This is a genomic window from Ensifer sp. LC11, assembly GCF_001695835.1.
Lineage (GTDB): Bacteria > Pseudomonadota > Alphaproteobacteria > Rhizobiales > Rhizobiaceae > Ensifer.
Genome location: NZ_MBSO01000017.1, coordinates 1 through 19,942, shown reverse-complemented (window position 1 = coordinate 19,942; position 19,942 = coordinate 1). Strand labels below are relative to the sequence as shown.

At 63.4% G+C, this 19,942-nt stretch carries 24 protein-coding genes; 10 read left to right on the top strand and 14 right to left on the bottom strand.

The annotated features are described in order from the left end of the window. The first annotated feature begins 1 nt into the window (after position 1). Together BBX50_RS13750 and BBX50_RS13745 are read left to right on the top strand one after the other, a co-directional pair. The gene (locus tag BBX50_RS13750; RefSeq protein ID WP_083213676.1) at positions 2 to 370 is read left to right on the top strand and encodes a transporter; all 369 of its coding nucleotides are present in this window, start codon (positions 2 to 4) and stop codon (positions 368 to 370) included. A gap of 23 nt (positions 371 to 393) precedes the next feature. Then, positions 394 to 606, top strand: a complete 213-nt coding sequence (locus BBX50_RS13745) for a hypothetical protein (protein ID WP_065775891.1) — start codon at positions 394 to 396, stop codon at positions 604 to 606. A gap of 96 nt (positions 607 to 702) precedes the next feature. Here BBX50_RS13745 and BBX50_RS13740 read toward each other — a convergent pair whose 3' ends face one another. Then, positions 703 to 1,482 (bottom strand): helix-turn-helix domain-containing protein, encoded by a 780-nt coding sequence (locus BBX50_RS13740; RefSeq protein WP_065775890.1) that lies wholly within the window; start codon positions 1,480 to 1,482, stop codon positions 703 to 705. Positions 1,483 to 1,607: 125 nt separating this feature from the next. Between BBX50_RS13740 and BBX50_RS13735 the strand changes: the two genes are divergently transcribed. Beyond that, entirely contained in the window at positions 1,608 to 2,021 is a 414-nt protein-coding gene (locus tag BBX50_RS13735) for a hypothetical protein (protein WP_065775889.1), read from the top strand. Between the two features lie 64 nt (positions 2,022 to 2,085). On the opposite strand, the gene BBX50_RS13730 is transcribed toward BBX50_RS13735, so the two are convergent. Further along, positions 2,086 to 3,072, bottom strand: a complete 987-nt coding sequence (locus tag BBX50_RS13730) for a Gfo/Idh/MocA family oxidoreductase (protein ID WP_065775888.1) — start codon at positions 3,070 to 3,072, stop codon at positions 2,086 to 2,088. A gap of 198 nt (positions 3,073 to 3,270) precedes the next feature. On the opposite strand from BBX50_RS13730, the gene BBX50_RS13725 reads away from it, so the two are divergent. Together BBX50_RS13725 and BBX50_RS13720 are read left to right on the top strand one after the other, a co-directional pair. Further along, positions 3,271 to 4,221, top strand: a complete 951-nt coding sequence (locus BBX50_RS13725; RefSeq protein ID WP_065775887.1) for an aldo/keto reductase — start codon at positions 3,271 to 3,273, stop codon at positions 4,219 to 4,221. 19 nt (positions 4,222 to 4,240) lie between these two features. Then, positions 4,241 to 4,714 (top strand): GNAT family N-acetyltransferase, encoded by a 474-nt coding sequence (locus tag BBX50_RS13720; RefSeq protein WP_065775886.1) that lies wholly within the window; start codon positions 4,241 to 4,243, stop codon positions 4,712 to 4,714. On the opposite strand, the gene BBX50_RS13715 is transcribed toward BBX50_RS13720, so the two are convergent. Further along, positions 4,666 to 5,301, bottom strand: a complete 636-nt coding sequence (locus BBX50_RS13715; protein ID WP_065775885.1) for a hypothetical protein — start codon at positions 5,299 to 5,301, stop codon at positions 4,666 to 4,668. The two genes, BBX50_RS13720 and BBX50_RS13715, sit on opposite strands and share 49 nt — an antisense overlap. Before the next feature lie 97 nt (positions 5,302 to 5,398). Next, positions 5,399 to 6,289, bottom strand: a complete 891-nt coding sequence (locus BBX50_RS13710) for a LysR family transcriptional regulator (RefSeq protein WP_065775884.1) — start codon at positions 6,287 to 6,289, stop codon at positions 5,399 to 5,401. A gap of 235 nt (positions 6,290 to 6,524) precedes the next feature. On the opposite strand from BBX50_RS13710, the gene BBX50_RS13705 reads away from it, so the two are divergent. The 3 genes from BBX50_RS13705 (at position 6,525) to BBX50_RS13695 (ending at position 8,373) form a co-directional block, all read left to right on the top strand. Then, the gene (locus tag BBX50_RS13705) at positions 6,525 to 7,520 is read left to right on the top strand and encodes an aldo/keto reductase (RefSeq protein ID WP_065775883.1); all 996 of its coding nucleotides are present in this window, start codon (positions 6,525 to 6,527) and stop codon (positions 7,518 to 7,520) included. Positions 7,521 to 7,618: 98 nt separating this feature from the next. Then, the gene (locus BBX50_RS13700) at positions 7,619 to 7,978 is read left to right on the top strand and encodes a nuclear transport factor 2 family protein (protein ID WP_065775882.1); all 360 of its coding nucleotides are present in this window, start codon (positions 7,619 to 7,621) and stop codon (positions 7,976 to 7,978) included. Between the two features lie 65 nt (positions 7,979 to 8,043). After that, positions 8,044 to 8,373: a VOC family protein gene (locus tag BBX50_RS13695; protein WP_065775965.1), complete on the top strand. Its 330-nt coding sequence runs from the start codon at positions 8,044 to 8,046 to the stop codon at positions 8,371 to 8,373. Between the two features lie 65 nt (positions 8,374 to 8,438). Here the strand turns inward: BBX50_RS13695 and pheT are convergent, their stop codons facing one another. From pheT to infC, 10 genes are all read right to left on the bottom strand, one after another. Beyond that, a complete protein-coding gene (pheT, locus tag BBX50_RS13690; RefSeq protein WP_065775881.1) occupies positions 8,439 to 10,865 on the bottom strand; it encodes a phenylalanine--tRNA ligase subunit beta in 2,427 nt (808 codons plus the stop codon). Between the two features lie 33 nt (positions 10,866 to 10,898). Beyond that, positions 10,899 to 11,981 (bottom strand): phenylalanine--tRNA ligase subunit alpha, encoded by a 1,083-nt coding sequence (gene pheS, locus BBX50_RS13685; protein WP_065775880.1) that lies wholly within the window; start codon positions 11,979 to 11,981, stop codon positions 10,899 to 10,901. Positions 11,982 to 12,039: 58 nt separating this feature from the next. Beyond that, a complete protein-coding gene (locus BBX50_RS13680; RefSeq protein ID WP_083213675.1) occupies positions 12,040 to 12,807 on the bottom strand; it encodes a hypothetical protein in 768 nt (255 codons plus the stop codon). A 146-nt stretch (positions 12,808 to 12,953) separates the two neighbouring features. Then, on the bottom strand, positions 12,954 to 13,358 hold the full coding sequence (gene rplT, locus BBX50_RS13675) for a 50S ribosomal protein L20 (RefSeq protein ID WP_029742440.1): 405 nt from the start codon (positions 13,356 to 13,358) through the stop codon (positions 12,954 to 12,956). Between the two features lie 39 nt (positions 13,359 to 13,397). Next, the gene (rpmI, locus tag BBX50_RS13670) at positions 13,398 to 13,601 is read right to left on the bottom strand and encodes a 50S ribosomal protein L35 (RefSeq protein ID WP_065372108.1); all 204 of its coding nucleotides are present in this window, start codon (positions 13,599 to 13,601) and stop codon (positions 13,398 to 13,400) included. Between the two features lie 236 nt (positions 13,602 to 13,837). Beyond that, entirely contained in the window at positions 13,838 to 15,205 is a 1,368-nt protein-coding gene (locus BBX50_RS13665; protein WP_065775878.1) for an ATP-binding protein, read from the bottom strand. Then, the gene (locus tag BBX50_RS13660; protein WP_065775877.1) at positions 15,202 to 15,867 is read right to left on the bottom strand and encodes a response regulator transcription factor; all 666 of its coding nucleotides are present in this window, start codon (positions 15,865 to 15,867) and stop codon (positions 15,202 to 15,204) included. Before BBX50_RS13660 ends, BBX50_RS13665 begins: the two co-directional genes overlap by 4 nt. Positions 15,868 to 15,874: 7 nt before the next feature. Beyond that, positions 15,875 to 16,357 (bottom strand): hypothetical protein, encoded by a 483-nt coding sequence (locus tag BBX50_RS13655; RefSeq protein WP_065775876.1) that lies wholly within the window; start codon positions 16,355 to 16,357, stop codon positions 15,875 to 15,877. A gap of 292 nt (positions 16,358 to 16,649) precedes the next feature. Further along, on the bottom strand, positions 16,650 to 17,147 hold the full coding sequence (locus BBX50_RS30475) for a hypothetical protein (protein WP_065775875.1): 498 nt from the start codon (positions 17,145 to 17,147) through the stop codon (positions 16,650 to 16,652). 165 nt (positions 17,148 to 17,312) lie between these two features. Continuing rightward, positions 17,313 to 17,849 carry a translation initiation factor IF-3 gene (gene infC, locus BBX50_RS13645; protein WP_083213674.1) on the bottom strand — a complete coding sequence of 179 codons (537 nt, stop codon included), beginning with the start codon at positions 17,847 to 17,849 and terminating at the stop codon, positions 17,313 to 17,315. A 219-nt stretch (positions 17,850 to 18,068) separates the two neighbouring features. Between infC and BBX50_RS13640 the strand changes: the two genes are divergently transcribed. Further along, on the top strand, positions 18,069 to 18,869 hold the full coding sequence (locus BBX50_RS13640; protein ID WP_065775964.1) for an alpha/beta hydrolase: 801 nt from the start codon (positions 18,069 to 18,071) through the stop codon (positions 18,867 to 18,869). A 288-nt stretch (positions 18,870 to 19,157) separates the two neighbouring features. After that, positions 19,158 to 19,778, top strand: coding sequence for a transglutaminase-like cysteine peptidase (locus tag BBX50_RS13635; protein ID WP_065775873.1), 621 nt, complete (start codon positions 19,158 to 19,160; stop codon positions 19,776 to 19,778). Positions 19,779 to 19,942 lie beyond the last annotated feature (164 nt).

The window sequence follows — 19,942 nt, the reverse complement described above, 5'->3', positions numbered from 1 at the left end:
CATGGCGATGAATCTCAGTCTCGCCCCCACCGTCTGGATCGGACTGGTCTTCACACCGGTGCTGATCTCTGCCGGACAGATCCTCTTCAAGCTGACAAGTGCCAAGACCGGTGACGCCAATGCGCAAGGGCTGTTGGCGCTTGCGCTCAGCCCGACCTTGCATACCGCCTTGGCCGTCTACGGCATCGGCACCATCATCTGGATCTTCACGATCAAGTCGGTGCCGCTGACAATCGCCTATTCCTTCATGGCCCTGACGTTCTGCATCGTGCCGCTGCTTGCCGCCGTTTTCCTCGGCGAGGCGGTGACGCTGCGCTACGCCTTCGGCGCCGCGCTGATCATCAGCGGCATGATCATCATCAACGCTTAAGGGATGGCCGGGATCAGCACCCCATGATCGTCATCGCCTCGTTCCTTCTCGGTATCCTCGCATGCGGCCTCAGATCGACGCGCGCCTGCCTGTTGGCCGGCATGGCGGTGCTGGCACTGGCAGGCCTCGGCGGAGACTGGATCCAGGCAACCGCAGCAATCGGCGCCTACAATATGGGCGTCGCACTGGCGCTTTGCGGCGCCATCGCCATCGGCCTGCAGCGTGACCGCCGGTAGAACACGAAGCTGGCGTCCGCTTGAGAGCGGCATGCTCGAGAACAATTCCAGAAAAGGTGTGAAGCGTTCTTCCGTCGACGTTTCAAATGTGTTGGCTCATCCCTTCCGCTCGAAAAACGCCTTGGTCTCCTCGTCCGCCGGGAAGAAGGATTCAATCAGAACGCCCTCGACCAGGGCATCCTGGGTCGAGCCGAAGGTCTGCAGCGTGGTGATGAAGCTTAAGCGCAAGCCGCCGATATCGAGGTCGATCGGCAGCACCGGCAACCGGTCCGTATCGGGGTGGTTTTCAATGGCGCGCTCCACGGCGGGATTAGACGCGGCTTTTTCCAGGCGCTTGCCGAGGCGGCTGCGCGGCCCCTGCAGCCAGGCCTCGGTGCGCACGCGCTGCACGAGATCTGCTGCGGCCGCTTCCCAGTTCAGGACCAGCCTTTGAACATTGTCGTTGCCAAGGAAGGCATCGAGAAAATTCTCGCCCGGCTGGAAAGGCACGTCGGCTGCGGCCGCCAGGCTCGCCAGCGCCGGATTGACGACGAGCAGCGTATATTCGTGGTCGAGCACCAGGCCGGGATAGGGATCGTGACGGGCCAGGATGAGCCTGATGGCGTTGGCGACGGCCGGGGGCATGGCATCAAGCCCGGCGGCGGGCCGCGTCGCCATGCGCGGTCGATAGCCGGCTGCGGAAAACAGCGTGCCCTGGTCGCGCGCCGGGATATCCAGCACCGAAGCCAGCCGCAGGATCATGCCTTCCGAGGGTTTGGAGCGCCCGGTTTCGAGGAAGGACAGGTGGCGCGCCGATATGCCCGCCGCCACGGCCAGATCGAGCTGGCTCATGCGGCGATGCCCGCGCCATTCCTTCAGGTGATTACCGAATTGCATGCCGATTCTCCGTTTTTCCGGAGAGTGGCCCGCGCCGCGGGCAAAATCCATTACCTTGGAGGTAATTGGTTTGATGACGCCGAGCCGGCAATCTCCAGCCATCGACAAACGGACGGATCCGACCGATGACCCTCTCGAACCGCAGCCTGCTCAACAAGACCTTCCTCGCCGACGGCGCCTACTCGCTCGCCGTCGGCGCCGTGCTGATCCTCGGTGCGGCGCCGCTTGCCGCGCTCTTCAGTCCCGCCGCAACGCCGGCCATGATGAAAGTGCTCGGTGTCGGGCTGATATTCTGGGGGATCTTCCACCTTTCGGCAGCGCGCAACGGCGGCCCGGTCACGACGGCGGCGCGCATCAGCATAACCGGCGACGTGCTCTGGCAGGTGGCGAGCCTCGCGCTGCTTGTCGCGGCTTACCCATCGCTCTCGGTCGCTGGCATAGGTTTCATCGTCATCGGCTTGATCACGGTCGCCGACTTCCTGTTCTTCAAGGTACGGGGCCTGGCGCGGGAGCGGACGGCGATTGCCTTGAGAGGATGATCGCAAGAGATCAGGAAGAGGCAAGTGGCCCGCCGGCCAACCGGCGGGCCACTTGCCTGTGCGGTCAGATCGTCTCCCAACCGTCCTTGTCGCTGGCGCGATAGATGGCATCGATGAATTTCTGATTGAGCCGCGAGTTTTCGAGCGTCACGACCTCTTCCGGCTCGCCCTTGGCGGCTCGGGCGAAGGCCTCCGCCTGTAGCTTGTACTGGCGCGCGTCCTGGAAGCGGAAGAGCTGGGACTGGGCGTGGTTCTGATTGGTGAGCTCCACTTCCTCGCGACCGTAGCGATCGGCATTGAACGGCGACTTCACCTCGATGAAACCCTTGTCACCGTGGAAGACCATGATCTGGCGGCCGGCGAGTTGGGTGGAGATGTAAAAACTCAGCTCGAAGTCACCGAAATCAGCCCGCACGCTCGAATAGATGTCGGTGCCGAACTCCGGATCGCGGTCGGTGCTCGCCTGCACGCGCACCGGTTCCTTGGCCGTGACAAAGCGGGTGGTGATCGTCGGGTAGACGCCGATATCCGGCAGGCCGCCGCCGCCGAGCGCCGGGATGTTGCGCATGTTGCCAGGGTCACGGTTGTAGTAGGTGAAAGCGCCTTGCACGTGACGCAGCCGGCCGATCGCACCCTCGGCGATCAGCGAACGCACCTTGCGCCAGACGGGGCTATAGGTGACCATGAAGGCTTCGGCGATCAGCACGCCGTTGCGGTCACGCGCCGCAATCAGCGTATCGATCTCGGAGGCACGCAGCGCGATCGGCTTTTCGCAGAGCACGTGCTTGCCGGCATTGGCGGCCTTGACCGACCATTCCACATGCTGCGCCGTCGGCAGCGGGATATAGACCGCATCGATGACATCCGACGCCAGCATCTCCTCGTAGGACCCGAATGCGTGCGGCGCCGAGAAGCGGTCAGCCATGGCCCGCGCCTTGGCGAAGTCGCGGCTGGCGACAGCCGATACAACGGCGTTTTCGGCATCCTGGATGGCCGGCACGACGAGGTCGCGGCCGATCCTGGCCGTCGACAGAATTCCGAAACGTAACATGATGGAGCTCCCTGATTTGGTGAGAGAGACTAGCGCCGAGGTACGTACCTATCAAGCGGCAGACTTCGGTTCGGCGGCGATGAGCCGTGCTCAGAAAAATGCCGAAGGACGGGTGACAATGTCAGCTTATCTGCCCTATCTTTCCCTGGCATCCTCCCGATCGCAATGTGCTTTCATCCAGTCCAATGGAGCGAAACCATGGAAAAACTGAGACTTGGCCGCACCAACCTGACAATCGCACCACTCGTCTTCGGCGGCAACGTCTTCGGCTGGACCGCCGACGAGAAGACCTCTTTTGCCCTGCTCGACGCCTTTTTCGATGCCGGATTCAACGCCATCGACACGGCCGATGTCTATTCCTCCTGGGCACCCGGCAACCAGGGCGGCGAATCCGAAACGATCATCGGCAAATGGCTGAAACAGTCGGGCCGGCCGCGCGACAAGGCGGTGATCGTCACCAAGGTCGGCTCGGAACTCGGGCCCGACCGCAAGGGGCTTTCGCGGCGCTGGATCCTGCAGGCGGTCGAAGATTCGCTGAAGCGGCTCAAGACCGACCATATCGATCTCTACCTCTCCCATTGGCCCGATCCGGACACGCCTTACGAGGAAACGCTTGCGGCCTACGACGAGTTGCTGACGGAGGGCAAGGTCCGGGCGATCGGCGCCTCCAACCTGAACTCGCTGCAACTGCGCGAGGCGCTCGACGTTTCCGCAAACCAGGGCCTGCCGCGCTACCAGGTCTTGCAGCCGGAATACAATCTTTACGACCGCCACGCCTTCGAGGGGCCGCTGCGCGACCTCTGCATTTCCGAGGAGATCGGCGTCATCAGCTATTTCGGGCTGGCACGCGGTTTCCTGTCGGGAAAATACCGCACGCACAAGGATCTCGAAGGCTCGGCGCGTGGCAGCGGCGTCGAGAAGTATCTTGACGGCCGCGGCATGCGCATTCTCGGCGTGCTCGACGACATCGCGGCGGAGACCGGCGCAACCCAGGCCGAAGTTGCGCTCGCCTGGGTCCGCACGCGCAAGGGCATCACCGCCCCGATCGCCAGCGCCACCAGCCTCGCGCAATTGGAGAGCCTCATTCGTTCTGCCGAACTCGAGTTGTCGGATGAAGCGATCCGACAACTCAACGATGTCGGCGAGTGACGGGAGCAAGACCGATATAATGGCATTGACGATACGCGCTGCGGCTGATCGCGACGAGGCGGACTGGCGCCGCCTCTGGACCGGCTATGTCGCCTTCTCCGGCACCTATCTCGCCGAGGACATCATCGACCTCACCTGGAGCCGGCTCATCGATCCGTCGACGCCGCTCTTTGCACGCCTGGCGATCCTCGACGGGCAAGCGGTCGGCTTCGCGATCTGCCAGGAGCAGCTCGCCACCTTCTTCCGGCGGCCGATCTGCTACATCGAGGATCTCTATGTCGATCCCGCTTCACGCGGCCAGGGTGTCGCACGCGCCATGATCGACGACCTGATCGCGCTCTGCCGGGACAAGGACTGGGATCGGCTCTACTGGTACACCGAAGCCGACAATGCCACGGCGCGGCGGCTCTATGACCGCTACTCCGGGACCGACGCGCATGTGCGCTACAAGGTCAATTTCGGCACCATCCTCAGATCCGGGAACCCGGCGTAAGCACCGGTGTGGCTGCCGGTCTGGTTTGCCATGCCGGCTTTCGTCAGCACGCCCCGTGGCTCGACAAAACTCATGATCCGCCGCGCGGGCCGCTCGTGCCACTGGATGTTGAAAGCCCAGAGCTTCGGGAAGAAGCAGAGCGAGGCATAGGGCAAATGGTCGTGTATCCACCAGGCGATCGACTGCCAGCCGCCGATGTCGCCGCGCCGGTCCCAGACCCAGGGAATGACGATGCAAGCGGTGGCGCCGATGCATCCGTCGGCGTCGCGCATGTCCCAGATATGGTCGGCCGCAGACGCCGCATTGGTGGAGCAGTTCAGGCCATTGGCATTGCCGAAGCCGTTGACGGCACGGTTGCGGTAACCTGACCGAATGACCAGCCGGCCGAAGGTCGCCTCCAGCGGTTCCAGCAACTCCTCGCAGAGACGCCGTCCCGCCTCGATGGCCAGATCCGGATCGTCAGGAATGTTCGGGATGCGATAAAAATCGGCAATCTCCGAATGCAGGAACTCGCGGAAAAAGAAGTTCCTGGACAGCCGCACCCGACCGAGATCTTCAAGCCCCTTCATCGAGCCGGGTTTCTTCATCGTTCTCCCCTTTCGATCTCAACACGGGACCGCACGTCCGCCTGCCAACGACTTTCCAGCTCAAGCGCCAAAGCACCACCCGTTTCCTGACCGACCGCTATTTGCCGTAGCGGAAGAAATCGATGAAGGCGCGCAATGCCGGCCGCATCTGCCGGCGGCTCGGATAGTAGAGAAAGGGACCGGCATAGGGCGCGCACCAGTCCTCAAGCACCCGCTCCAGCCGCCCTTCTGCGATCGAGGTCTCGACGCGCGACAGAAAGAGATAGGCCAAACCTGCGCCGCCGATCGCCGCCTTGATGATCGGGCGATCCTCGCCGAGGATCAGCGGCCCTTCGACCGATACCGTCAGCTCTTCGCCATCCTTCTCGAACTCCCAGCGATAGAGCGTGCCGTTGGAGAAGCGCCGCCGGATGCAGCGATGCCGCGCGAGATCGCGCGGATGCTGCGGCCGGCCGTAGCGCTCGAAGTAATCAGCGGATGCGACGACCGCACTTTCGAGTTCCGGCCCGACCTTCACCGCGATCATGTCGGCTTCGAGGCTTTCGCCGAGCCTGATGCCTGCGTCATAACCCTGTTCGACGATATCGGTGAAACCATCCTCGTTGGCGATTTCCAGAACAATCTCCGGATAGAGATCGAGGAAGGCACCCAGCCGCGGCGCAAGGATGAGATCGGCAGCGAAGCGCGGCGCGGTGATGCGCAGGTTTCCGGCCGGCCGCTCACGGGCGTCGGCAGCGGCTTCCAGCGCGTGGGCAATCTCGTCGAGCGCCGGCGCCAGCCTTTCCAGCAGCCGGTGTCCCTCCTCCGTTGGCGCCACGCTGCGCGTGGTGCGCGAAAGCAGCCGAATGCCGAGGCTCGCCTCGAGGCTGCCGACGGCGTGGCTGATAGCCGACGGCGCCACGCCCAGCTCGCGCGCGGCAGCGCGAAAACTGCCATGGGCGGCAACGGCGGCCAGCACCGCGAGTTGGGAGAGCTGCGTCCTGTTCATTGATCGAAATAATAGAACAGCCTGTGAGAATTGACAGTGATTTTCAAAGTGCCGGTGGCCGTCCTATTCTTCACTCGTCGCCGACAACGGAGCAAGGAGCGCGTCCGAGCGGTGGCTACGCCGCCCGCCTGAAGGGGCGCGGCAGCACCTCGACCACCACTTCACGCATCGAACGAATGGACATGCGCTCCCAGCGTGTTTGTTTCGACGCGTGCCAGCCAGACAGGGAAACGACATGAAGACCCGCAAACTTGGGAATGACCTTACCGTCTCCACCATTGGCCTCGGCTGCATGGGCATGAGCTTCGCCTATGGCGCCACGGATGAGGCGGAATCGATCCGCACGCTCCACCGGGCCATCGACCTCGGCATCACCTTCTTCGACACGGCAGAGGTCTATGGGCCCTTTGAAAACGAGAAGCTGCTCGGCAAGGCGCTTGGACCCGTGCGTGACAAGGTGACGATCGCCACGAAATTCGGCTTCCGCATCGAGCCGGGCGTTCCTGCGGCCCAGGCGATCAAGGGTGTCGATGGGCGGCCAGAGCATGCCAAGGCAGTGGCGGAAGCCTCGCTCAAGCGGCTCGGGACCGATGTCATCGACCTCTACTACCAGCATCGCGTCGACCCTGACGTTCCGATCGAGGAAACCGTCGGCGCCATGGCGGAACTGGTGCGCGAGGGCAAGGTGCGGACGCTCGGCCTTTCGGAAGCAAGTGCCGCCACCATCCGCCGGGCCCACAAGATCCATCCGATCGCCGCCGTCCAGAGCGAGTACTCGCTGTGGTCACGGGACCCGGAAGCGGAGGTGCTTTCTACCTGCCGCGAGCTCGGCATCGGCTTCGTTCCCTATAGCCCGCTTGGTCGCGGCATGCTGACCGGCGCCATTCGCAAGGCCGAAGATCTGGAGACCGATGATTTCCGCCGCTCGCTGCCCCGCTTCCAGGCGGAAAACTTCGACGCCAACGTGCGACTGGTCGAAACGCTCCAGGCGCTGGCGCAGGAGAAGGGTGTGACCGCTGCTCAACTGGCGCTCGCCTGGGTGGTCAACCAGGGCGACTTCATCGTCCCGATCCCCGGCGCCCGCAAGCTCGACCATCTGGAACAGAATGCGGCCGCCGCGCATATCAGCCTTTCAGCCGATGAATCGAGCCGGCTTGCCGCCGCCCTCTCCCCGGCATTGGTTGCCGGCAAACGCTACACCGACGCATCCCTGGCGCTCACCAACCGTTGAGCCAAACTCTCTCCGCCCGACCAGGCGGAGAGACCCATCGAAATTCCCGTGGGACGCACTACCTCTGATCCACAAGCAACAATCGGGGAGGAGAGAGAATGTCCGACGAGCAGGCGATCAGCGCGGTGGTGCACCTCTATGTGGATGGCATGGCCTTTGCCAACGAGGGTGCCCTGCGCAAGGCCTTTCATCCCGACGCGGCAATCATCGGCAACTACAAGGGCGCGCTTGAGTGGATGACACGTGACGGATTCATCAAGGCGATCATCGAGACCGGTGCCTCGCCTCCCGGGACGCAGCCGGAGATGGACGTGCAGAAGATCGACATTACCGGCGACGCCGCAACCGTGAAGGTGGTCGACAGTTTCGCCGGCGAGCGCTTTTCCGACCATCTGTCGCTGGTGAAGATCGACGGACGCTGGGTGATCGTCAACAAGATCTACCACCTGCACGGGTGAAGGATTTGACACAGCCTCTCCAAGCCACCGGCAGGCTCGTCGCCATCGAGCACGTGCAGCTCGCAATGCCGGAAGGCGGCGAAGACGCCGCGCGCGGCTTCTATGGCGGACTGCTGGGGCTGACGGAGGTCGCCAAACCGGCCAATCTTCTCGTGCGCGGTGGCTGCTGGTTCGAGCAGGGCGGCATCCGCCTGCATCTCGGCATCGAGCGCGACTTCGTGCCGGCGCGCAAAGCCCATCCAGCTTTCCTGGCCGACGATCTCGACCGACTGATCCTCAGGCTCGAAGCCGGCGGCGTGGAGATTGCATATGACGAACCACTCGCCGGATACTTCAGATGTTACGTCAGCGATCCCTTCGGCAACCGGATCGAGCTGATGCAGCGCACGGAATGAACCACAAACGAAGCGGGCCGCTGCAATGCAGTGGCCCGCTTCGTTTGATCCCGTATCTGTGCGGATCAGGCGCGCAGCACGCCGCCGGTCGTCTTCGTCACATTGGCAACGATCTTGGCGGTGAGCGCCTCGAAGTCCTCATCGGTCAGCGTGCGCTCGACCGGCTGGATGGTGACTTCGATGGCGATCGACTTCTTGCCTTCACCGAGCGACGCGCCCTCGAAGACGTCGAAAACGCTGACGCCGGTGACCAGCTTGCGGTCGGCACCGGAAGCCGCGCGCAGGATGGCGCCTGCCTCGATCGCCCTGTCGACGACGAAGGCAAAGTCGCGCTTCACCGCCTGGAACGGCGAAAGGTCGAGCGCCGGCTTGGTGCGGGTCGCCTTCTTCTTCGGTTCCGGCATGGCGTCGACATAGATCTCGAAGCCGCAGAGCGCGCCCGAGACGTCGAGCGCTTCGAGCGTCTTCGGGTGGAACTCGCCGAAAGTGCCGAGAACGATCTTCGGCCCGAGCTTGATCGTGCCGGAGCGGCCCGGATGATACCAGGCAGGACTGCCCGGCTCGAACTGGACGTTGCCCAGTGGCACGCCGCAGGCTTCAAGCACGGCAATCGCGTCGGCCTTGGCGTCGAAGACGTCGACCGGCTTTCCGCCGCCCCTGGCCGCATTCGACCAGAGGCGACCAGCACCGGTGAGCGAGGCCGTACCGCGGCGGATGCCGCCGGCAACGCGACGCTGGGCATCCGGCGTATCGCCCTCATAGGTACCGGACACCTCGAAGAGCGCGACGTCACCAAAACCCTTGTCGGCGTTGCGCTGGGCAGCGGTCAGCAGACCCGGCAATAGCGACGGGCGCATGTCGGACATATCGGACGCGATCGGGTTGGCGAGCTTCAGCGCGGCTGAGCCGCCGCCGAAGAGCTTCGCCTGATCCTCGGAGATGAACGACCAGGTGACGGCCTCGAGCATGCCGCGGCTCGCCAGCGTGCGCTTGGCAAGGCGTGTGCGGATCTGCAACGTCGTCAGGATCTTGCCGTTGACCGTGCCGTGGCTCGGCAGCGGCGCTGCGACGATGTTGTCGACGCCGTGAATACGCATGACCTCTTCAACGAGATCGGCCTTGCCGTCGACATCCGGGCGCCAGGACGGAACCGAAACCTTGAAACGCTCGCCCGAGCCTTCGACGCCGAAGCCGAGTTTCTTCAGGATCGAGACGCTTTCCTCCGAGGAAACTTCGAGGCCGGTCAGCCGCTTCACTTCGGAAACCGGGAAATCGACGAGCTTCGGCTGGTAGCCGGCATAGCCGACCACTTCCGCCTTGGCCGCCTTGCCGCCGCAGAGTTCGAGCACCAGCTCGGTGGTGCGTTCGAGGCCGGGCACCATGTATTCCGGATCGACGCCACGCTCGAAGCGGTAGCGCGCATCGGTGATGATGCCGAGCGTGCGGCCGGTCTTGGCGATGTTCATCGGATCCCATAGCGCCGATTCGATCAGCACGTCGGTGGTGTTCTCGTCGCAGCCGGAATGTTCGCCGCCCATGACGCCGCCGATCGATTCGATCGCCTTTTCGTCGGAGATGACGACGTTGTTGGGGCCAAGCTTGTATTCGCGCTGGTCGAGCGCCAGCACGGTCTCGCCGTCCTTGGCGTGACGAACGGTCAGATTGCCCTTGACCTTGGCGGCGTCGAAGACGTGCATCGGCCGACCCTGATCGAAGGTCATGTAGTTGGTGATGTCGACCAGCGCGTTGATCGGGCGCAGGCCGATCGCCAGCAGCCGCTGCCGCATCCACTTCGGCGATGGGCCGTTCTTGACGCCGCGCACCAGCCGCAGCGAAAAGCCGGGGCAAAGATGCCTGTCTTCGCCGAGGTCGAGCGTCAACTTCACCGGTGTTTCGCCTTCGACGGCGAAGGACGGCGCCTTACGCGCCTTCAACGTGCCGAGGCCGGAGGCCGCGAGATCGCGGGCAATGCCGTAGACGCTGGTGCAGTCCGGGCGGTTCGGCGTGAGGTTGATCTCGATCATCGGATCGTCGAGGCCGGCGTAAGTGGCATAGCTCGTGCCGACGGGCGCATCGGCAGGAAGGTCGATAATGCCGTTGTGATCGTCGGAGATCTGCAGTTCCTTTTCCGAGCACATCATGCCGCGGCTTTCGACACCACGGATGGTGCCAACAGCAAGAGTGACGTCGATACCGGGCACATAGGTGCCCGGGGCTGCGAAAGCGCCGACGAGGCCCGCGCGCGCATTCGGCGCACCGCAGACGACCTGGACCGGAGCGCCGCCGCCGGTATCGACCATCAGCACCCGAAGCTTGTCGGCATTCGGATGCTGCTCGGCGGAGACGACCTTGGCGATGACGAAGGGCTTGAAGGCGGCCTTGTCGTCGACGTCTTCCACCTCGAGCCCGATCATCGTCAGGCGCGCGCAGATCTCTTCCAGCGAAGCGTCGGTTTCAAGGTGGTCCTTGAGCCAGGAAAGCGTGAATTTCATGATTTCACCTGTGTCCTTTGTTTCTGCGCGCAATCAGGCCGAGAGACCGCCGAACAGCGTCGGCATGTCGAGCGGGCGGAAGCCGTAGTGGGTCATCCAGCGAACGTCGGCGTTGAAGAAGTCACGCAGGTCCGGCATGCCGTATTTCAGCATGGCGATGCGGTCGAGGCCCATGCCCCAGGCAAAGCCCTGGTACTCGTCCGGGTCGAGCCCGCCGGAGCGCAGCACGTTCGGATGCACCATGCCGCAGCCGAGGATCTCCATCCAGTCGGTGCCCTCGCCGAACTTGACGATCGGGCCGGAGCGGTCGCACTGGATATCGACCTCGAAGGACGGCTCGGTGAAGGGGAAGAAGGACGGGCGGAAACGCATCGTCACCTGGTCGACCTCGAAGAAGGCCTTGCAGAATTCTTCCAGCACCCAGCGCATGTTGGCGACATTCGCGGTCTTGTCGATCACCAGGCCTTCGACCTGGTGGAACATCGGCGAATGGGTCGCGTCGGAATCCTGGCGGTAGGTCTTGCCGGGAATAATGATGCGGATCGGCGGCTGCTGCGCTTCCATGGTGCGGATCTGCACCGGCGAGGTGTGCGTGCGCAGCACCTTGCGCTCGCCCTTCTCGTCCGGATTGAAGAAGAAAGTGTCGTGCATCTCGCGCGCCGGATGGCCCTCGGGGAAGTTGAGCGCCGTAAAATTGTAATAGTCGGTCTCGATGTCAGGACCTTCGGCGATCGAGAAGCCCATGTCGCCGAAGATCGCGGTGATCTCGTCAACGATCTGGCTGATCGGATGAATACGGCCGCGCTCGGCGGGCGAGGATCGGACAGGCAGGCTGATGTCAACCGTCTCGCGCGCCAGGCGCTCGGCGATCGCCTGGTCCTTCAGCGCCGCCTTGCGGGCGGAAATCGCCTCGGCGACCGTGTTCTTCAGCGCGTTGATCTGTGCGCCGCGCGTCTGGCGCTCTTCCGGCGTCATGGTGCCCAGCGTCTTCAGGAGCTCGGAGATCGAGCCCTTCTTGCCGAGCGCGTTGACGCGCACCGTCTCGATCGATCCTTCGTCGCCGGCAGCATCGATGTCCGCCAGCAGTGTCCGTTCCAGTGTTTCCAGTTCGCTCATTCTGTCTGCCTCGATGCGGGAATGGGTTCGGTTCTATATCGGTTCTAGTCGTCAGGAATTATGATTGCGTGGCGTTCGCCAGATAGGCAGTCGCCGCGATGAAGCGAATGAGGTCCTGTCCCTGCCGAAGGCGCAGCAGGAAGCGCGCAAGCGGCAGCAAACGGGTGATGGCCGGCATCATTTCGCCAAGCGCGTGAACCGCCTGGGTCGGAGCAGCGAGCTTCCAGGCCGCAAATGCGCGGTCTGGCGTCTCGGGCCGCAGCGCTCGGCTCGCCACCTGCAGGAACAACAGCCACACGTCTCGCGCCTGGGCCGTCGCCAGCGGCATTACCGTTGCCGGAACTTCCTCGAAATCGAGAAAGCCGAAGGCGTCTTCGTCGATCGCGAAATCGCGCGGATGCGGTCGGCCATGGCAGAGCCCCGCGGCGTGCAGACGCCCGAGCTCAGCGGCGCAACGCACAAGCAGCTGGTCATGCGCTTCGGAATCGCTTTCGCGCAACGGGCCCATATGCTTGCTGACCGGCAGCCCGAGATGGGTGAGGACCAGCACAGTCGGGCCGCGATAAACGATCTGCGGCGTCCTGAACCCGGCCGCAGAGAAACATTCGATCTGGCGAACCTCGCGCTCGATCATGCCGTCGATGTCGAGCAGCGGAGAGGGCCGCAACATGGCGAGGCCGCCAAAGCGGGAGGCAAACGCCAGGGCCCGGGAGCCCAGGCGCGGACCGGGGCGCCGGTAGCGCTTGATCCAGACCGTACGATCCTTGAGCTCGCAGCGCTCAACACGTTCCCTGCCGGCAGCAAGCGCTGCCAGCAGAGCCTTCATATCCTCGTCGTCAAGATCTGGAACCGCCGCTGGTCCTTGTCGATCGTCGTACACTTTCGTCCCGCAGAATAAGAAAAACCCGCGCCAGCCCTGCCAGCGCGGGTTTCCCACCAAAATTTCAAGAACGGTTTTGGGAAAACGCTGGCTTAACGAACAGCGCTTTCAAATTCGTTGGCCGTGCCGGCTTCCTTGAGATAGGCAAGCGCCTTCTTGGAAGCTTCGACGAGGGCGCCGAATGCTGCCGGCTCATGGATCGCCATGTCGGACAGAACCTTGCGGTCGACTTCGATGCCAGCCTTGTTCAGACCGTCGATGAAGCGGCCATAGGTCAGGCCGAATTCGCGGACGGCAGCGTTGATGCGCTGGATCCAGAGAGCGCGGAAATTGCGCTTGTTGACCTTGCGGTCGCGGTAAGCGAACTGCTTGGAACGATCAACCGCAGCCTTTGCAGCGCGGATGGTGTTCTTGCGGCGGCCGTAGAAGCCCTTGGCTGCCTTGAGTGTCTTCTTGTGCTTGGCGTGAGCGGTTACGCCGCGTTTTACACGTGCCATGTCATGATCTCCTTAACGTGTCCAAAATGCCTGAAAGTCTTAGAGACCGTTGGGCAGGTAGTTCTTGATGACCTTCTTGCCATCAGGTTCCGCGAGAACCATGGTTCCACGTGCGTCGCGGATGAACTTGTTGGTACGCTTGATCATGCCGTGGCGCTTGCCAGCAGCTGCTGCACGAACCTTGCCGGTCGCGGTGATCTTGAACCGCTTCTTGGCAGACGATTTCGTCTTCATCTTGGGCATTTTGCTACTCCATTGTTCTTAAGAATTCGAAACGGACAGACGAGGTCCATTTCCAGCGTTAAGAACGGCCACGGCATGCCCTGCCGGACCGTTCGGACGGGGGCTTATAACCGCACATCCAAAAAAGCGCAACTGGTGAATCGACAATGCGTTTGCGTGCAACAGCCGGGGCGTTGCCGGCGCGCTGATCCAACGCATCCGGCGGCACTCCGAAGCGGCTTGGAGGCAGTCGCGTCTTAAGCCGGATCACGTGGCCGGTGACGACGGCCGCGCGCATCGAAAGCCAGCGCCGCCTCAAGACCGCCCAACGGCGATTGGCCGAGAGAAAGGACCGCCCCGTAGGCCTCGGCTATATCGGCACTGATCGCCAGCCCCAGCCCCGAGCCCGAGGCAGAGGCAGGACCGGCGGCGCTGCCATGCGCTCCACGGCGCATCACGTGTTCCCGGTCGCTCTCGGCAACACCGGGGCCGTCGTCGCCGATGGCGATCCGCACCCGACCGTGATCCTCTTCAGCCGAAAGGCGGATGCGCGCCTGCGCCCATCTGGCAGCGTTGTCGAGCAGGTTGCCGAGACATTCCGCCAGATCGGCCGGATCAACGTCGAGCGAGATCGACGGATCAACGTCTATCTCCCAGGCAACGCCACGCTCGGCGGTCACCGGGCGCAAGACACTGACCAGCTTGTTGCCAAGGCTGGCGATCGAGGTCGTTGCCATGCGCTCGACACCCATGCGGGCGGCCTGAAGTTGGCGGTCGGCGCGCTGCCGCACGAGGTCGACCTGTTCGAGGGCAATCGCGCGCTGCTCCTGTGGCAGGCTCTCGGCAAGCTGTGCAAGCACAGTCAGCGGCGTCTTCAATCCATGAGCAAGATCGCTGGCGCGGGCACGCGCCTGCGCGAGCGCCGTTTCGCGCTCGGCAAGCAGGAGGTTGATCTCACTGACGAGCGGCTGCACCTCGCTTGGGCCCGCCGAACCGAAGTCCCTCTCCTCGCCGGAACGAACGCGCGCCGCCCGCTCTCGCAGGCGTGCGAGCGGCGCGAGCCCGAGCGCGCCTTGCAGGAGTGCTGCACCGGCAAGCACGAGGGCGGTTGCCAGCAGCATTAGCCGGATCTGGCCGTGAAAGGCGGAAAGCGCATCGTCGAGCTCGCCGCGCGAAAAGCCAGCCGCAACCGCGAACCGCCGGGCGCCCACCCCTTCACCAAGCGTCAGGCTTTGCTGGTAGACCAGGACCGGCGCCCCGTCCGGCCCCTCCACCTCCAGAAAACCCAAATGGCGTGGCGCGGACGCCTGACCGATGTCGATCACCGTATCCCACAGGGAGCGCGAACGAATGGGAGCGCCGCCATCGCGGCTGAGCTGCCAGTAGCGACCGCCGGCAGGCAGGCTCAAACGCGGGTCGGCCGGCTCGCGCGGCAACACGAGCTGGTCGTTGCGCACCCTCACCTGGGCGGCGACCGTATCGACGAGGGTTGCCATTTCGGCGCGATAGCGACCGACGACGTAGCCGGTGAAGAGGCTACTTAAGGAATACCACACCACCAAAAGCACCAGGCCGATGGCAACCGACGCGCCGATTGCAAGCCGCAGCCTGAGCGAGCGGATCATGCCGTGCCATCCGGCAACACGTAGCCAAATCCGCGCCGCGTTTCGATCGCACCGCTCTCGGTTTTCTTGCGCAGGCGCGCGACCATTGCCTCGACGGCGTTCTTGGCCGCATCGTCATCCCGCCCCTGAACGTGGCTCGCCAGTTCGAGCGGGGTGACAACCTCTCCCTTGCGCGTGACCATCAGGGCAAGCATGCGGTATTCGAGCGGGCTGAGCTCAAGCGGCTGCCCGTCGAAGGTCACGCGCCGGGTGGCTTCGTCCAGCGTGAAGCGGCCGGCTGCGCGCACCGATGCCAGACGGGGACCGGCGCGCCGCAGCAGAGCCCTCATCCGCGCCAGCAGCTCCTCGGCACGAAAAGGTTTCGGCAAATAGTCGTCGGCACCGGCATCGAAGCCGTCTACCCGCTCCATCCAGGAGCCGCGCGCCGTCAGGACCAGGACCGGCGTCTCCACTCCCGCCTGCCGCCAGCGCTTGAGGATCGACAGCCCGTCCATACCCGGCAGACCGAGGTCGAGGATGACCAGGGCGTAGTTACCGCTTTCGCCCTGCTCCCAGATGTCGGGCCCATGGACAAGCGTATCGACGCCATAGCCTTCCGCCTCAAGCCTGGTTGCCACGTGCGCTGCGATGTTGGGATCGTCTTCTGCCAGAAGAATCCGCATTCCGTCCTCAGAAACCGAAGATGTTCATGAATTTGCCGGTCCGCGCGTCGATGCGCAGGTTGCGGATGGTGCCCTGTCGGTCGCGCGTGCGCAGCCTGTAGATCTCCCCGCCGCCCGAGCGCTTGAGATCGATCGCGATGACGGTGCCGTACCTGTCCTCGTCGACAAGCCGCAGAACATCCTTCAACGGCAGGATGTCACCCTTTTCGACCCCTGCCCGCGCGCGCTCCTGGTCACTCCGGCGGCCGCGGCCGGCACCGTCCCGACCAACCTCATCGTCGTCATCGGCATCATCGTCATCGTCGTCGTCATCATCGCTACCGTGACCACCGCTCCCCGAGCCGCCGCCATGACCACCCCCGCCGCCCGAACCGCCGTCGTCCGAATCGTCGTCCTCGGCCAATGCGGCCGAACCGCCGGGCTGCGGCGCAAGCGAAAGCACAAGCGAACAGCAAAGGAGCGCGATCAGGTTTCGTCGTGTCATCGCCATGGCTTCATCCGGTCGCAATTGCCCCTCGTTCCGTTCAGCGGGCTTTTCCTTAGCGCGTATGCGGAACGATCCGTCAAGACGAGATGCCCACTTGCCTTCAAGCAGCCTGCGGTTGCCAACGCGAACCTACGCCAGCCGCGCCGACAAGACCAGCAACGCACATACCCCCAGCGCCGGGGTCGGCACGGGGGGTATGCGCTGGCCGGGTCGAACCGCCGGGCGGGCTGGTGGCGAGCGACCCTTGCTCCGGCGCATGGTGCGGGGTGAATGCGCCGGGGCCATTCCGAACACGTCAGGGCGCCGGGCGGATCGAGACGCTGGTGACCGGCCCCGGGTTGCGACGGATATCGCTGTCGTACGGCTCGCCCGTCACGATCCGGATGCCACGCTCGTAGTCCACGTCAACCTCAAGGACGCGGCCAAGATTGTCGACCGCGACCAGCGATCCATTGCGCAGGCCGCGAAGGCTCTCATCGGAAACCCGCAACTCGATCTCATGCGGATCACGCGCGTCGTCGAAATCGTCATCGTCATCATCGCGAGGGCCTAGGCCCCGGTCGTCATCATCATTGTCGTCGTCATCGTCCTGGCCGCGATCGTCGTCGCGATCACGGTCGTCACGATCGCCACCCGAGCCGCCACGATCATCGTCGTCATCGTCGGCAAGCGCGGCGATCGACAGGGGATGAGCAGGGCCGTTCGCAGCCAAAGACAAGCCGAGAGGCGCCGCCACCAGCCCGCAAATGCCGGCGGTGGAAACGAGTAAAACCTTGCGCAACGCTGCATACATATCTCTGGTCCTTCTCCCGATTGCGTGACACCCGGAGAATGACATTCGTCCCCTGACAGATCGCTGAGGGCGGTTGTCAGCATTTTGTCAGGCGGCGGCGGCTGGCCCCAACAACGAAAAAAGCCGCCCGGAGGCGGCTTTCATCGATTCGATGCTTGCAACGGCTCAGCGCGGCGCCAGAACCATCATCATCTGGCGGCCTTCGAGCTTGGGCTCGGCCTCCACCTTGGCGATCGCCTGGGTGTCGTCCTTGACCTGGAGCAGAAGCTTCATGCCCAGTTCCTGGTGCGCCATTTCGCGGCCGCGGAACTTCAGCGTGACCTTGACCTTGTCGCCGTCTTCAAAGAACCGATTCATCGCCTTCATCTTCACGTCATAGTCATGCGTGTCGATGTTCGGGCGCATCTTGATTTCTTTGATTTCGACGATCTTCTGCTTCTTGCGCGCTTCGGCCGCCTTCTTCTGGTTGGCGTATTTCAGCTTGCCCAGATCCAGAATCTTGCACACCGGCGGTTCGGAGTTCGGTGCGATCTCAACCAGATCAAGACCGGCTTCTTCCGCCATGCGGAGCGCCTGGTCGATTGGCACGTTGCCGATATTCTGGCCTTCGGCATCGATAAGTTGAACGCGGGGAACCCGGATTTCCTTGTTTGAGCGCGGCCCCTCCTTGACTGGGGCGTCCGCTTTGAACGGTCTGCGAATGGTCGTACTCTCCTCGAGCTATTTCCGAAATGTTGTTTAATTCGTTCGCCGGCGCGATCCCAAACGAAGCGCCTGAATCTGTCACCGACGGCAATGTGTGAATTGCGACGCCAGAGTCAATAGCACGGCTCGCAAGGAAAATCACCACCTGTCGATACCAAGACGAATCTGTTTTAGAAAGAAATTCGCCAGCAAAACGGGCCTTTGGAGAGAATGGGCATGCAGAACACGCCAGCCGAGACGGAAATCAGCTTCATTGAGGTCGGCGCAGCGGAGGCCCGGCGCAGGATCGCAATGGGCGTGCGGCACCCGGAGAAGCCCTCCGGTCAGCCGACGCTCGTGTGGCTCGGCGGCTATCGCTCGGATATGACCGGCACCAAAGCGGTCGAGGTCGAGCGCTTCGCCATGGAGCGGGGTGCGACCTGTGTGCGCTTCGATTACTCCGGCCACGGATCCTCCGGCGGCGCTTTCAGGGATGGCACGATCTCGCGCTGGCTCGAAGAAAGCCTTGCCGTCATCGATCACGCCGCCCCCGGCCGCCTCGTCCTGATCGGCTCGTCGATGGGTGGCTGGATCGGTTTGCGGGTCATCCAGGAGCTTAGGCGGCGCGGCGACGGAGACCGCGTCGCCGGCCTGGTGCTGATCGCGCCGGCGCCGGATTTCACCGCAGAACTGATCGAGCCCAATCTCACGGAGGCCGAGAAGTCCTCGCTTTCCGAGCGCGGCTACTTCGAGGAACCGTCCGAATACAGCCCGGAGCCGAACATCTTCACCCGGGCCCTGATCGAGGACGGCCGGGCCAACCGGGTGCTCGACGGCACAATCACGACCGGCTGCCCGGTGCACATTCTGCAGGGCATGCGCGACCCCGATGTGCCTTATGCGCACGCCCTGCGGCTGATGGAGCACCTGCCCGGCGATGACGTCGTCATGACGCTCATTCGCGATGGCGATCATCGCCTGTCACGTGAAGAAGACATTGCTAAAATGAAACAGGCGATCGCCGCAATGCTTGCCTGAGGCGGCGGAAGCATACGCCCCTCCACTTCTCGACAACCTCTCCTTCCGATAGGGCCAGGCGCCGCACAACACCTGCGGCAACGGCTTCGTGCGCGTCAGGCGCCAGCCTTAACCATAAAACCCGATGTCGCTATTCCGGCGATTGACTCCACCGCCCCGACGTTATTAACTCTTTATTAACGATTAGAGCAGCGCCAGGGGACGACCTAAACAAGCTGCCTTCAACTCAGGATTGCGCGAATACGTCCGGACACGAAGAGCCGGCATGCCGCGTCGCAGGGGATTTGTATGGCGTCTTGGACTGGGGTTAAGGGAAGTATCGCGGCGTTTTGCGCACTTTTCATTTCAGCAAACACGGCAATCCCCGCACAGGCGGGTTCCTCTCCTTGGATGCAGACCGGCTCGGCGACTTCGCAGCCGATCGGGCACTATGAATTCTGCCAGAAGTACAAGAGCGAATGCAGTGTGAAGTCCAAGGGCACGGTTGCTCCGCGCGTGACGGAGCGCGGATGGGCTACCATCCGGCAGGTGAATGCGACCGTTAACCGCGAGATCATGCCGGTCACCGACCTGGAACTGCACGGCAGGGATGAGGTCTGGTCCTACCCGGATAGCGCCGGCGACTGCGAGGACTTCGTGCTCGAAAAGCGCAAGCGCCTGGTGAAAAAGGGCTTCTCCGCCAGCGACCTCCTGATCACCGTCGTTCGCAAGCCCGATGGCGAGGGCCATGCGGTGCTGACCGTGCGCACGTCGCAGGGCGACTTCGTGCTCGACAACCTCGAAAACGGCGTCAAGCTCTGGACCCATACCCCCTACCGCTATCTGAAGCGCCAGGCCTCGAACCACAGCGGCCGCTGGGTCACCATCGAAAACGGCACGGAAATCGTGGTCGGTTCGGTCGGCAACTGAGCCAGAGCGAGGCAAGACTTCCAGAAAGGGCCGGTTGAACCGGCCCCCAGACTGCTGACAAACCTCTGGCGTTTGCCGGGGGTTTTTGATTCACTGGGTTATGTTGAAGAAACCCGCTCCCGAACAGACCGCACTCGAGATGGTGACGCTCGACAGCCTGGTTC